The organism is Marinobacter sp. KMM 10035 (genome assembly GCF_046537445.1).
In the GTDB taxonomy this organism is placed as follows: domain Bacteria; phylum Pseudomonadota; class Gammaproteobacteria; order Pseudomonadales; family Oleiphilaceae; genus Marinobacter; species Marinobacter sediminicola.
Genome location: NZ_JBBVMG010000002.1, coordinates 326,902 through 340,739, shown reverse-complemented (window position 1 = coordinate 340,739; position 13,838 = coordinate 326,902). Strand labels below are relative to the sequence as shown.

Annotated in this window: 10 protein-coding genes and 1 tRNA gene; 5 read left to right on the top strand and 6 right to left on the bottom strand. The window is 54.0% G+C overall.

Annotated features, from left to right (window positions below):
* Window positions 1-52 precede the first annotated feature (52 nt).
* Window positions 53-129, bottom strand: a tRNA-Arg gene (locus AADB16_RS13515).
* Between the two features lie 86 nt (window positions 130-215).
* Here AADB16_RS13515 and AADB16_RS13510 point away from each other — a divergent pair.
* Both AADB16_RS13510 and AADB16_RS13505 read left to right on the top strand, forming a co-directional pair.
* A complete protein-coding gene (locus tag AADB16_RS13510; RefSeq protein ID WP_410803973.1) occupies window positions 216-923 on the top strand; it encodes a TIGR04283 family arsenosugar biosynthesis glycosyltransferase in 708 nt (235 codons plus the stop codon).
* The gene (locus AADB16_RS13505) at window positions 910-1,545 is read left to right on the top strand and encodes a TIGR04282 family arsenosugar biosynthesis glycosyltransferase (RefSeq protein WP_410803971.1); all 636 of its coding nucleotides are present in this window, start codon (window positions 910-912) and stop codon (window positions 1,543-1,545) included. The genes AADB16_RS13510 and AADB16_RS13505 overlap by 14 nt, the downstream gene beginning before the upstream one ends.
* On the opposite strand, the gene AADB16_RS13500 is transcribed toward AADB16_RS13505, so the two are convergent.
* Together AADB16_RS13500 and AADB16_RS13495 are read right to left on the bottom strand one after the other, a co-directional pair.
* Complete coding sequence (locus AADB16_RS13500) at window positions 1,532-4,384, bottom strand: insulinase family protein (protein WP_410803969.1); 2,853 nt, start codon at window positions 4,382-4,384, stop codon at window positions 1,532-1,534. The genes AADB16_RS13505 and AADB16_RS13500 overlap by 14 nt on opposite strands.
* A 61-nt stretch (window positions 4,385-4,445) precedes the next feature.
* Window positions 4,446-4,745 carry a hypothetical protein gene (locus AADB16_RS13495; RefSeq protein WP_309045586.1) on the bottom strand — a complete coding sequence of 100 codons (300 nt, stop codon included), beginning with the start codon at window positions 4,743-4,745 and terminating at the stop codon, window positions 4,446-4,448.
* Window positions 4,746-5,118: 373 nt separating this feature from the next.
* Here AADB16_RS13495 and AADB16_RS13490 point away from each other — a divergent pair, with 373 nt between their 5' ends.
* On the top strand, window positions 5,119-7,104 hold the full coding sequence (locus tag AADB16_RS13490) for an SDR family oxidoreductase (RefSeq protein ID WP_410804572.1): 1,986 nt from the start codon (window positions 5,119-5,121) through the stop codon (window positions 7,102-7,104).
* Window positions 7,105-7,171: 67 nt separating this feature from the next.
* On the opposite strand, the gene rnt is transcribed toward AADB16_RS13490, so the two are convergent.
* Window positions 7,172-7,828 carry a ribonuclease T gene (gene rnt / locus AADB16_RS13485; protein WP_298453667.1) on the bottom strand — a complete coding sequence of 219 codons (657 nt, stop codon included), beginning with the start codon at window positions 7,826-7,828 and terminating at the stop codon, window positions 7,172-7,174.
* Window positions 7,829-7,872: 44 nt separating this feature from the next.
* On the bottom strand, window positions 7,873-8,904 hold the full coding sequence (gene pyrC, locus AADB16_RS13480; protein ID WP_410803968.1) for a dihydroorotase: 1,032 nt from the start codon (window positions 8,902-8,904) through the stop codon (window positions 7,873-7,875).
* 150 nt (window positions 8,905-9,054) lie between these two features.
* Between pyrC and AADB16_RS13475 the strand changes: the two genes are divergently transcribed.
* Window positions 9,055-9,972, top strand: coding sequence for a flagellar protein MotY (locus tag AADB16_RS13475; protein ID WP_410803967.1), 918 nt, complete (start codon window positions 9,055-9,057; stop codon window positions 9,970-9,972).
* Between the two features lie 9 nt (window positions 9,973-9,981).
* On the opposite strand, the gene AADB16_RS13470 is transcribed toward AADB16_RS13475, so the two are convergent.
* Window positions 9,982-10,905 carry a histone deacetylase family protein gene (locus tag AADB16_RS13470; protein ID WP_309045583.1) on the bottom strand — a complete coding sequence of 308 codons (924 nt, stop codon included), beginning with the start codon at window positions 10,903-10,905 and terminating at the stop codon, window positions 9,982-9,984.
* A gap of 158 nt (window positions 10,906-11,063) precedes the next feature.
* On the opposite strand from AADB16_RS13470, the gene AADB16_RS13465 reads away from it, so the two are divergent.
* Complete coding sequence (locus AADB16_RS13465; protein ID WP_309045582.1) at window positions 11,064-13,808, top strand: GNAT family N-acetyltransferase; 2,745 nt, start codon at window positions 11,064-11,066, stop codon at window positions 13,806-13,808.
* Window positions 13,809-13,838 lie beyond the last annotated feature (30 nt).

The following is a 13,838-nucleotide window of genomic DNA, read 5'->3' as shown; positions in this document are numbered from 1 at the left end:
GGTCAGCATTGTTGCGGGCCCTGTGATGTTAGCGCTGGTGTGGGAGGAAAGTTGGTGCCCTCGGCAGGACTCGAACCTGCTACCTTCCCCTTAGGAGGGGGACGCTCTATCCAGATGAGCTACGAAGGCGCTTCGTTAAGAAGATCGGTATGATAACGGCCTGAGGCTTATGGCTCAAGGTGTTACCGTGATTTCTGTTGCTTTGGGAGCGTGCTGTGTCTGACCCTTTCGTGCTAAGTATCGTAGTGCCTGTCTGGATGGAGGCTGCAGGCATTGTAGAGACGCTCGAGGTCCTGCAACCGTTACGTACCAGAGGGCATGAGTTGATTGTAGTGGATGCTGGTAGTGTTGATGGTACCGTCGCACTGGCAAGCCCGCTTGCAGACCGGGTGATTCACTCAGAAAGGGGCAGGGCTGTGCAGATGAACGCAGGCGCCTCTGTTGCTAAAGGCAATGTTCTTCTATTTCTTCATGCGGATACCCGCCTTCCTCTAAACGCCCTGGAGTCCCTGACAAGTTTTTTTCGAAGCGATAAAGCTTGGGGGCGCTTCAATGTGCGCTTGAGCGGCCGCGGGGCGATGTTCCGGGTGATTGCCTGGTTTATGAACCAGCGCTCGCGCTTAACGGGTCTTTGCACGGGCGATCAGGCGCTGTTTATGCGCCGGGATGTTTTTGAAGCTCTCGGGGGATTCGAGCCTGTGCCCATCATGGAAGATATTGAGATTTCCCGCCGGCTTCGGCTTGTTTCCCGCCCTTACTGCATAAAGAACCCAGTCATTACGGATAGCCGGCGCTGGGAGCAGGGGGGTGTATGGCAAACGATTTTTCTTATGTGGCGCTTACGCTGGCGATATTGGCGCGGGGAGTCCCCGGAGGCCCTCGCTCACTCCTACCGTTCGGATGTTCGTAATGGCAAAGACTAACTCCCCCAATGCAGTGTTGATGCAGTTTGCTAAATGGCCGGAAGCGGGCCGGGTAAAAACGCGCCTTATACCTGCGCTGGGCGTTGATGGGGCTTTGAGAGCACATTTAACACTTACGCTTGCGGTGCTCGAAAATCTGTATAGCTCAGGCCTTACAGTGCAGTTCTGGTGGGATAGAGAGGTAGAGTCTGTTCCTGTTGATGCGGTGGAGGTTGTTCGCGCTATCGAGCATCGGGGGCTGGGACAGCGAATACAGCAGGGCGCTAACCTGGGTAGTCGCATGTTGAATGCTCTGGAGAACGGCCTTCAATCACACGCCCACGCATTAATTGTGGGCAGCGATTGCCCATCGGTCGAACCGGGCTATGTGCACCAGGCGGTGACTGGCCTTGAACACTACGATGTTGTCCTGGGGCCGTCCGATGACGGTGGTTACGTGCTGATTGGTGCTCGCCGGATTGTTCCCGGCATGCTTGATGGCATTGAGTGGGGCACCGCTGGTGTGCTTGAGCAAACCTGTGCTCGGCTCAAAAAACTGGGGCTCAGCGTTGGCTTGCTGGAGCCCCGCTGGGACGTGGATGAGCCTGAGGATTGGGTGCGTTTTCAGCTTACTTTGCAATAACCGCTGGTTGCTGAAGGATAAGGTCCCGGGCTTCGTTGGCGCCCAAACCCTCTCCACCCGTCACGACACGCAGAGCGCTGTTTCTGTTCAGTACTGAGTCGCGGAAGGTAGCCTCCAGCTCGTCAAGGCTGACAGCATTAACGGCCTTTGCGAGTTGTTCGCGGGAATCAAAGCCATCTGAGCCCCGGTCAATCTCACGCCAGTAGCGACCTGAAATCTCACCCAGTTGGCGATCCTGTTCCAAAATACTGCTGATGACTGCCTGTTTTTCGCGTTTCAGGCGCTGTTCATCCAAATTGCCGAGAGTCTCCTCAAAGCCTGCGGCGAATTCGTGAACTGCTTTGTCTATGTCGTTCTGGCTGGCGCTTGGGGACTGAACCACAAAGCCCAGAGCGGGTGTCTCAAGCATTTCAAACGGAGTGGCATACACAATGTAGCCGAGTTGGCGCGTGGTGCGGATTTCCTCATAGAACGGGCTACTTATAATCTGTGCGAGCAGGCGGAAGCGGGCGCGTTCTTCAAAGCTGGTGTTCTTGCCTTGTGCGTATAGCGTGTATCCGGTGTCCGGGTGCTCTACATCCAGCGAAACAAGCATTTCGGTTGTCGGTAACTTCCGAACTCGGCTGCGTTCAACCGCTACAAATTCACTCTTTCCCAGCACAATGGCGTCAATCTGCTGTGCCAGGTTAAGCGCATAGGCTTCCGTTATGTTGCCGTGTGCCAGTAGCACCGGGTCTACTTCCGAGAGCAGTGCCTCGGTGAATGATATGAGTTCATCGCGGGTGACTTCCCGAGCTGCGCGTAGCTTTTCTTCCGTGCTCCAGGCACCCTCTAGCAGAGCTGTCTGGATGAACTCAGATGTCTGGGCCACCGGCCGGTCCTTGGCTTTGTTCTGCAAGCTGTCTATCAGGTTCTGCTTGGCGATATTAAAACGCTGCTGCGTTATATGGGGTGTTGAAATCTGCATAAGAATGCGATTCATCAAGGTGTGCAGCTTGTCGTTGTAGCCACCCACGCGCACGGTGACGCCGCGCAAATGTGGGTAAATGCTGTAGTCGAGCCCGGCAAGGCGTGCGGAATAAGCCCAGGCATTCAAGTTGCTGTTAATGCTGTCTACCAGCAAGTGTGTAAGCACACTGCTACGGGCAGACACACGGGCCGCAGGGGTGCGCAAGCTGAAAAATACGTTGGCTTTGGGCGTGTTGAAGCGCGTATCCCGTGCAAACCATATAGCCATGCCGTCGCGGCTATTCAAGAGTTCGGGCTTGTCCATGGTCTTGCCTGGCACCATGGTAAGGTTTTCAGGCACAAACGGGTTGGGCAGTGGAAGCCGAAGCGCATTGGCCAGCGCTCTGGGCGCGTCGGACTCAAGCGCTTGCACATCCAGAGGTTCAAGTTGCCAGGGTGTTTCATACCACCGGGTTAGGTTCGGGTTGTTCAGTTCAAGCTGCGGGGCCAGCAAATAGACCATCACGTTCTCCGGGGTTAGCCGGGAGAGAATGGCCTGATATTGGTCGGGTGCGTAACGTTCCATCAACCAGGGTGCGCTTAGGATGTCGTCTGCCGGATAGTCCTGGAGCTGGCTCGAAAGGCGCATAACCTCGTGCATGGGCTCGCTTTGTTCGCGAAAGCGAAAATCGATCTGGGCCAGTTGTTGCATTTCTTCAAAGCGCTTCTGGCTGATGCCTTGATCACGAATGACGTCGATGTATCGGAATGCCAGAGCTACGATCTCTTTATGCCGGCTAAGGCCCTCGGGTGTAAGCGCAATGCTTATGTCCAGAGTGGCGTCTGTACCCGTGTCCATCCCCATGCCGGCAGACAAATTATCCGCCAGGCCATTCTTCTTGAGCACATCAAACAGGCTTCCCGGTCCTTCATGGCCCAAGAGGTTGGCAATGTAGCTGGCGGGCTTGGTTCGGTAGTTTTCCTGCTGCGATGGAATCGGGAACGACAGCGACAGGCTGCGCACATCCTTGATGGCTTCCGCAGATACCTTGGCGGGCAGAGTATTGGTGTTCAGCAGGCTGGCGGAGTGAATCTTAGGCTTGAGGTTGCGGTTCTCAATGGCGCCAAAACGCACTCGCACCATGGCTTCCAGCACATCGAGAGACTGTGGGCCGTAAACCGCGAGCGTCATCAGGTTGGCGGAGTAATGGCTTTTCCAGAATTCGATCAAGTCTGGCCGAAGAGGATTGGCATCGGTATTTTCAAGGGTGGTCAGATTTCCGACAGCAAACTGGTGGAATGCGTGCTCAGGGTTGCTGGCGGCTTTCTTGACTGAATAGAAGCGCCGACCATCTTCCTTTTGTTTGGCACTGAACTCCGAATGCACGGCATTGCGTTCACGGTCGACAAGCTCGGCAGTAAACAGGGGCGCGGCAAATTGCTGGGCGAAGCGGTCAAGGGCTGATTCCAGGTAATCGGCCTGTATGTCAAAAAAGTAGTTGGTGTTGCGGAAAGCAGTAAAGGCGTTATGGCTACCGCCGTGGCTCTTGATGAACTGCTGATACTCGCCGGGCTCAGGGTACTTTTCTGTACCCAGAAACAGCATGTGCTCCAGGAAGTGTGAAATGCCCTCTCGCTCTCTCGTGTCATCACCGCTGCCGACGGCCACGTTCATGGAAGCTGCCGCTTTTTCAGCCGCTTTATCGGAAATCAGGATGGCCCGCAAACCGTTATCCAGCTCAATGAAACAGTATTCGTTGTTGTCGTTCGGGCTTTTGTCCGGGGATGTTTCCGCGAAGGATGGCGAACTGACAAAGAATAGCAAAAGCAGTGCAAGTACATGTGCAGCCAGCAGCTGCATACGAATAGTCGTTGGAAAGCTGATATGCATAAAGCCTCTGTTATCCGTTTGGGAGCCTGAATAGATGCGAGCGGAAGCCGGTAAATGGTGCTCAGTGCATCATTGTTTTGCGAGTGCTATCCGGTTGTTGATCGAGGGTCTTGCGGGCGAGATCTGCTGCTTTCCCACCGTCGAGTTCGCCAGACGCAATACGCTCCAGAACCGATGCCATAATAGCGACGGACTGGCGGTAGTCTGCAAACTCCGCCTGGAAAGCAGTATCGATGGCTTGGTATACCGCTTGGATTTTTTGGTCCCTGTCCCCGGCATTCTTCGCCGTATCATTAATGGCTTTCAAGCAGGCGCGGGCAATGGCGATGTAACGTTCGGTGTTCGGGTTATCGTTCTGCATGCTCTGGTTTCCGGATATCGCTTGGTCTGTGAAAAGGACTGACGCCTGAAGAGGCAATAAGTTCCAGATTATCGCATTGCTGGCAGGCTGTTTCATTGCTTTGCGGTAATTCGTCGCTGGGGAGGGCGGGAGCCGATTACTGTGCTAGTCTAAATTTTAATGTGTCGGGAAAATGCACACTCGTCTCAAGTTGGTTTTAGAGTAATAGCTCTAGTTAAAACAACGGGTTACAGAGTAAAGGCTCTAAAATAGACCGATACATGAAGGTTGCAATTAAGTACAATGCCGACCGTTAAAGTTCGTTATAAGACTTTGGTCTAAGACGGTTGGCATGGATAGACAACAACAGAGCAACAAGCAGGGTGGATTATCAATGAATTATTTCCTGACCGGTGGTACCGGGTTTATTGGCCGTTTTCTTGTGGAAAAATTATTGGCACGCGGCGGCACTGTGCACCTGCTGGTGCGAGAGCGGTCCCTGGGTAAGCTTGATGCATTGAGGGAAGGATGGGGTGTCGATGAATCCCGTGTGAAGGCCGTCATTGGCGACCTCACTAGCAAGAACCTGGGTATAGATGCCAAAACCCTGAAAGCACTGGCAGGAAAGGTCGATCACTTTTTCCACCTCGCGGCCGTTTACGATATGGGCGCCGATGAAGAAGCCCAACAGGCCACGAATATTGAAGGTACGCGAGCGGCCGTAAATGCTGCCGGCGCGATGAAAGCAAAGCACTTCCACCATGTTTCATCTATTGCTGCCGCGGGCCTGTTCAAGGGCATTTTCCGCGAGGACATGTTTGAAGAAGCCGAAAAGCTGGATCACCCCTACCTGATGACCAAGCACGAATCTGAGAAGGTTGTGCGTGAAGAGTGCAAGGTGCCATTCCGCATCTACCGCCCGGGCATGGTGGTTGGCCATTCGAAAACGGGCGAAATGGATAAGATCGATGGCCCCTATTATTTCTTCAAAATGATCCAGAAAATTCGCCGCACACTGCCTCAGTGGGTGCCGACGATTGGTGTTGAAGGTGGCAGGCTGAACGTTGTTCCCGTGGACTTTGTGGTGGATGCAATGGATCACATTGCGCACCTGGAAGGCGAGGACGGCAAATGCTTCCATCTTGTGGATACCGACCCGTATAAAGTCGGCGAAATTCTCAATATTTTCTGCGAGGCTGGCCACGCTCCCAAGATGGGCATGCGTATTGATTCCCGCATGTTCGGGTTTATTCCGCCCTTTATTCGCCAGAGCCTGAAGAACCTGCCGCCGGTTAAGCAGATCACCAGTTCGATACTTGATGATTTGGGTATTCCACGCTCCGTTCTGTCTTTCATTAATTACCCCACGCGCTTTGATGCTCGCGAAACCGAGAGAGCGCTGAAGGGAACAGACATTGAAGTACCTCGCCTTGAGGATTATGCCCCGGTGCTTTGGGATTTCTGGGAGCGCAACCTTGACCCCGATCTGTTCAAGGATCGTACGCTGAAAGGTACGGTGAGTGGCAAGGTGTGCGTGATTACCGGTGCTACTTCAGGCATTGGCTTGGCAACGGCTGAGAAGCTGGCAGAAGCCGGCGCTATCTTGGTAATAGGCGCCCGTACAAAAGAAAAATTGGATGAAGTGGCTGCTTCTCTGGAAGCCAAAGGCGGCAATGTACACGCCTACCAGTGTGATTTCTCCGATATGGATGATTGCGACCGGTTTGTGAAAACCGTACTGGATAACCATGGCCACGTCGATGTTTTGGTGAACAATGCGGGGCGCTCGATCCGCCGTTCGTTGTCGCTGTCGTTCGATCGTTTCCATGACTTTGAGCGCACCATGCAGCTGAACTATTTCGGCTCAGTACGTTTGATCATGGGGTTTGCACCTTCCATGCTTGAGCGTCGTCGTGGGCATGTGGTGAATATTTCATCCATTGGCGTTCTTACCAACGCTCCGCGCTTTTCTGCTTATGTGGCATCGAAGTCAGCACTGGATGCGTTCAGTCGCTGTGCGGCGTCTGAATGGTCAGATCGAAACGTGACCTTTACCACCATCAATATGCCGTTGGTGAAAACGCCAATGATTGCACCCACCAAGATCTACGATTCCGTGCCGACCCTGTCGCCGGAAGAGGCTGCTGATCTGGTGACCAATTCAATCATTGATCGCCCCAAGCGAGTTGCTACGCGCCTTGGTATCACTGCGCAGGTATTGCACGCACTAGCTCCGAAGGTGGGCGAGATCGTGATGAATACCGGCTACCGCATGTTCCCGGACTCAACTCAGGCAGTAGGTGGAAAGTCGACTGAGAAGCCCAAGGTGTCGACAGAGCAGGTGGCATTTGCAGCCGTGATGCGGGGCATCCACTGGTAAGCCGAGATTGTTCATAGCACTGAAGCAAAAAAACCCGCAATGCGGGTTTTTTTGTGCCTGCTGTATTCTATTCGCTTTCGTCCATCATAAAAGGTGGCGGAAACCCGCCCAGGTCCAGCCAACGATTGACTATCCCGCAGAACAAATCGGCTGTTTTTTCTGCATCGTAAGCTGCGGAATGGGCTTCCTTGTTGCTAAAAGGAATACCGGCCAATTTGCAGGCTTGCGCAAGCACTGTGTGCCCATAGGCCAGACCGGCCAGAGTGGCAGTGTCGAATGTGGAGAAGGGGTGGAACGGGTTTCGATTGATTTCTGCCCGCTGTGCTGCGGCAAATACAAAGTTATGATCGAAGGTCGCGTTGTGACCTACCAAAACGGCTCGTTTGCAATCGTGTGCTTTTACCGCTTTGCGGATGGGGCGGAATATTTCACTCAATCCTTCGCGCTCGGGTACAGCCTCACGCTCCGGATTCCAAGGGTCTATTCCGGTGAAATCCAATGCAGATTGCTCCAGGTTGGCGCCCTCAAAAGGGTCAATCTGTTGCAAATGGGTTTCTGCACGGCGCAAGCGGCCGTCTTCGTCCATGGTCAGCATCACCGCAGCTATTTCCAGCAGAGCATCACGGTCCGGGTTGAATCCACCGGTTTCCACATCGACAACGACGGGCAGGAAACCACGGAATCTGCGGGACATTGGGTGCGATTGTCTGTTTTCGTCAGTCACTAAAACTCCGGTCTTGGCCGTTTATCAAGGAATTAGGGGCAGGTTTATACCTGGCGCCAGTTGATGGTTTCGCCTGCTTTTAGCGGAACGATGGTGCCGTCCGCGAGGGGTAGTTCGTTGGGCATTATCCAAGGCTCCCTCACCAGTGTAATGGTATCGGTATTTCGTGGAAGACCATAGAAATCCGCACCGTTAAAACTCGCAAAGGCTTCCAGTTGATCGAGAATGCCAAGCTCTTCAAAAATATCTGCATACAGACCGATCGCACCGTACGCGGAATAGCAGCCTGCGCAGCCACAGGCAGCTTCTTTCTTGTCTTTTGCATGGGGGGCAGAATCTGTTCCCAGAAAGAATCGCTTGTCTCCGCTGGCGACGGCATCCCTCAGGGCTTGCTGGTGGCGATTGCGCTTGAGAATCGGAAGGCAGTACAGGTGAGGGCGGATCCCGCCCACCAGCATGTGATTGCGGTTGTACATAAGGTGCTGAGGCGTAAGCGTTGCAGCCAAGTTGCTGCCCTGATAATGCCGAACAAACTCCGCGGAATCAGCGGTGGTTATGTGTTCAAGTACAACCTTGAGGTTGGGAAGCGCCTCCAGTGTCGGGGCTAGTACTCGCTCGAGAAACACTTTCTCCCGGTCAAAAATATCAATGTCTGTATCGGTAACCTCACCATGAACAAGCAACAGCATGCCGCACTCTGACATGGCTTCCAGTACCGGGTAGATGTTGCGGATGTCCTGCACGCCGGACGCGGAGTTGGTGGTGGCCCCCGCAGGGTAAAGCTTGGCTGCAACAATACCCTCTGCGCTCGCTTCGAGGATGTCCTCTCGACTGGTGGATTCGGTCAGATAAAGCGTCATCAATGGCTGGAAGGCGGTTCCGTCGGCGGCTGCCAGAATGCGGTTCCGGTATGCCGAGGCTTCAGCGGCATTGGTTACCGGGGGCGCAAGGTTCGGCATGATGATCGCTCGCCCGAAACAGGCTGCGGTTGCAGGCACAACGCTCTTCAGGGCGTCGCCGTCGCGAACGTGGAGGTGCCAGTCGTCGGGGCGCACAAGAGTAAGCTGATCGGTCATGGTCTGGTTTCCGCAATGCCTTAAAAAATTTGGCAGATTATAGCAGAAGGTGCCAGTGATTGTTTTTCCTCTCGCCGATTAAAGAACACGGGGCAGGTGCCGTTAAACAGTGAAACCACGAAACATCCGTGAAATAACGGTATGGCTCTTATGGCACTCGCATTCACGAAAAGAACACAGACTCTTTTGGCAACACTGGCGCTCGGCATTGTTCTGCCCGGATCAGGCCAAGCCGCAAGCTATGGTGCCGGAATATCGAACAGCCAGTGGTATCTTGCCGAGTCCGTTTTCGAGTGTTCGCTGGTGCATGATGTTCCAGGTTACGGCCGGGCTGTTTTTCGGCACCGTGCCGGGGAAAATCTGTCATTTTTTCTGGAATCCGAATCCCATCTTATGCGCCCCGGGCGAGGCTCTCTTTTTGTTGAGGCGCCACCGTGGCGCCCCGGGGTCGCTCCACGCTCGGTAGGCACGGTTGATGTGTCTGAAGGGCTCCGGCAGGTATCGCTTGAAACCCGTCATGCGGTAATTCTTGCGCAAAGCCTGCTGGACGGCATGCGCCCCACCGTTACCCGGGATTCCTGGTATGACGGCAGCCCGGTGCGGGTGCAGGTCTCGAATATTAACTTCAACGGGCAGTATCAGCGCTATAGGTCATGCGCCGCGAATCTGTTGCCGGTTAACATTGATCAGATTGGTCGTTCACGGGTGGCGTTTTCAAGCGGCAGCGCAACGCTCTCGGGTGCAGACATGGATCTGTTGGATGATATTGTTGCCTATTTAATGGCGGATTCCACAGTAGAGCGGGTCTTTATTGATGGGCATACCGACCGAGTTGGCAGTCGAATCGACAATCGTGCGCTTTCTGAGGAGCGCGCCAATGTAGTGGCAGACTATTTGAAAGATCGCGGGATAGACCCCGACTTGATTACCGTGCGGGCTCATGGGGATCAGTATCCGGTGTCCAGAAACTATGGCGAAAACCGTCGCACAACCATACGTTTGCAGCGGGAGGGCGAGCGCCCGGGCTTACAACAAGCTAATGGCTACGGTGGCGCCAGCGCAGGCTAAGGAAACCCGCTAAATCGAACTCAATACGTCCAGATGGGCGTTTACGCTTTCTGCGAGAGCTTTCAGGTGATAACCACCTTCCAGCGTTGAAATAATACGGTCGTTGCTATGTTCGCTTGCAACGCTTGTCAGCATTTCGGTCAACCAGCGGTAGTCCTCGGTTTCCAGATTCAGTTCCGCCATCGGATCAAGCCGGTGGGCATCAAACCCAGCAGATATCAGAATCACCTGAGGCTTGAAGGCATTCAGGCGCTTCATCCAGCCTGCTTCTACCTGTTTCCGGTAATCCGCGGAAGAGCACTCTGCCTCTATGGGAATGTTCACGATATTGTCAGCTTGACGATGTACGTGGGAGTGGGGGTAAAGCGGGTGCTGGAAACTGGAGCACATCAGTATCCGCTCATCTCCACTCACAATGTCCACAGTTCCGTTACCTTGATGCACATCAAAATCGACAATGGCAACTCGATCAAGATGATGGAAATTGAGCGCGCGCATGGCAGCCAAAGCAATGTTGTTGTAAAAACAAAAGCCCATGGACTTTGTGCGTTCAGCATGGTGACCGGGTGGGCGTGCGCAGATAAATGCGTTGGTTACCTGGCTACTCATAACCATGTCGACTGCTTGAATGTTTGCACCGGCCGCAAGCCTTGCGGCGCGCAGAGTATCGGGCATCATGGCAGTATCCGGATCGGTGAAGACCCGCCCCCGTGAGGGCTGCAACATATCTAGCTGCTGCAGGTAGCTTTCCGGGTGCACGCTCAAGAGCTGGTCGCGGGTAATTTCTTCCGGGCGTACCCAGTCTAGTTTTTCCGCGATACCGGTGTCGGCGATGTAGCTGATGATGGCTGCCAGGCGGGCTGGGCTTTCGGGGTGCTCCGGCCCCATGTCGTGTTTCATGCAATCATCATGAGAAAAAAATGCGGTGGTCATAATTCTCGAAACGTCCCAGCTATACTTGTATTTTCTTTGATCTTATCAGGGATAACCTGATAGCGCCGAGTTTCTTTAGCCGTATAAGGGTAGTAGGCATTTCACAAGGGCTCATCAATGCATAATATAGCGTTAACAACATATCAAGGAGAGAGAGCGTGAGCACCCAGTACCTGGAAAGTTTGTTCAATCCTGCTTCCATCGCAGTGATCGGGGCGTCTGAGCGTGCTGGAAATCTCGGTGGTATGGTGTTGCGAAACCTGATGAGCAGCGGCTATCCGGGTAAGCTGTTGGTTGTCAACCAGAAGGACTATGACAACGTTCACGGCGTGCCCTGTGTTAGAAAAGTATCCAAAATGGAGTTCTCGCCAGATCTGGCTATTGTTTGTACACCTCCCCAGACCGTAGCAAAAACCATCAGGCGATTGGGTGAAGCCGGCGTGCGCACCGCCATCGTGATGACAGGTGGCATGTCTCGTACTCACAGTAAAACCGGCCAACCACTTATGTATTCGGTACGAGATGCGGCAAAGGACACGGGGATCAGAGTGCTGGGGCCTAATACCATCGGCTTGATGGTACCCGCCAGAAGCCTGAACGCCACCTATGCACACATGGGAGCATTGCCCGGCCGCGTGGCATTTGTAGGGCAGTCGGGCACCATCGCCAGTTCAGTCATCGATTGGGCCTTTGCCCGAGGTGTTGGTTTTTCCTATTTCCTCACCCTTGGCGATGGTATGGACATCGATCATGACGATCTCATCGATTATCTTGCCCAGGACACCCAGACCCAAGCCATTCTCTTGCACATTGAACACATCCCAAACCCGCGGCGCTTTATGTCTGCGGTGCGGGTGGCTTCCAGAACCAAGCCCGTAATTTGCGTTAAATCTGGCCGAGTGCCGGAGTCTGAATGGATGACCCATGAGCTGCCTGAAGGTATCCGGCGCAGCGATCCTATATACGACGCCATGCTCCAGCGTGCGGGTGTTCTTCGGGTGGATGGGTTGGGGCAAATGTTTGATGCCCTGGAAACGCTGACCCGCATGCGCCCGCTGCGTAGAGAGACACTCGCCATCATGGCCAATGGCGTAGGACCGGGGGTTTTGGCTGTGGATCGCCTGGCGGATCTGGGCGGAGAGCTTGCCCGCTTGTCTGAAGCCAGTGTCGGCGCTCTGGCCGAACTTTTGCCAACGTACTGGACACGCAAAAACCCTATAGACCTGAACTATGACGCATCCCCCGAGCTTTATGGTAAGGCGATCAAGATTCTGGCTAAGGACCCTGAAGTAGCCAACGTGCTTGTGCTTTACGCGCCCAGTTTGACGGAAGACAGTCTGCAAATTGCCGATGCGGTCGTGCAGGCCGCAAAGGGTACGCGGTTGAATATCTTTACCTGCTGGCTTGGGCAGAGCACGGTAATGGAGGCCCGTGATGAGTTTTATCGGGCGGGTCTGCCTTCCTTCTTCAACCCGGAAAAGGCCATTGTGGCGTTCATGCAGCATGTGCGGCACCAGAGGCTCCAGCGCTTGCTGAAAGAAACCCCCGAATCCTTCACCGACCATTTCTCGGATCATACGAAAACCCGCCGAGTGGTCATGAACGCGTTGCGTTCAGGACGCTTGCATCTGTCTAGCAAAGAAGCGCGGGAAGTGGTTCGTGATTACGGTATCAATACCATTGAGACGATTTACTGTGACGATGTGGAGGAGGTGCTAGAAGCCTTCTCTATTGAGCGTCGCCCTGTAGACGTTACCGTCGTGCACGAACAGGCCTGCCATCCGTTTGCCAACCTGACTGTGGCGCAACGTCGTCATAAGGCGACGGTGCAGAAGCTGAGTAGCGAGGCTGCAATCATCGATGCCTGTAGCTTTTTAATGGAGCAGTATCAGGAATACTTCCCCGAGAGCGGGTTTCTCGGTTTTGCAATGCAACACTCCTACCAGCATGTTGGCGGTATTGAGTTCAGCGTGGGCATCACCAGAGATGCCCAGTTCGGGCCTCTGGTGGTCTGTGGTGCATCCGGTGCCCATGTGAACGTGATGACGGATCGACAAATCGCGCTTCCGCCGCTGAACATGGTTCTGGCACGGGAGTTGTTGCGCCGCACCTATATGTACAAGCTTCTGAGGGAGCACAGCCTGAAACCGGAAACGGATATCCGAGCGGTGTCTGAAACACTGGTGACCCTTTCTCAGATTGTGATCGATATACCTGAGATCCGCGGGTTGGAGATTTCGCCTCTCCTGTTCAATGACCAAGGCGCTGTTGCGGTAAAGGTGGCAATCAATCTGTCCGAGGTACCTGGAAAGCCGATTATTCAGCCCTATCCAAGAGAACTCGAGGAATGGCTGGTATTGCCCAAGTCCGGTCGCCGGGTGATTATTCGCCCGGCTCTGGCTGAGGATGAACCGTCGCATCGGGAGTTTCATGAGCTGCAATCCCCAGAGTCCATTCGCTATCGTTTTTTCCAGTACCGTAAACACTTCTCACGGGAAGACGTAGCTCAGATGGTGCAGATCGACTACGACCGGGAGATGGTATTCATCGCAAATGCCCCGAAAGAGGATGGTGACGGCGAAGAAACTCTGGGCACCGTAAGAACCTGGACTGACGCAGATAACCTGCGATGCGAGTTTGCTGTGATGGTCCACGACAAAATGAAGGGTGAAGGCCTGGGAATCGCGCTGATGCAGAAAATGATCGATTACTGTCGCGCCCGTGGCACCGTAGAGATGGTCGGTGATGTGTTGGCAGACAACCGACCGATGCTGCAACTGGCGGAGCATCTGGGCTTTGAGATCAAGTACAACGTCGAAGAAGAAGTGATGGATTTGCGGCTGGTACTGAATGAGCCGGAAAATGAATGGCAGAAAGAAAGGTTGGGGAAGTATACCCACTGAAGCTTTTGCTGAGTGCTTCAGTGGGACTTT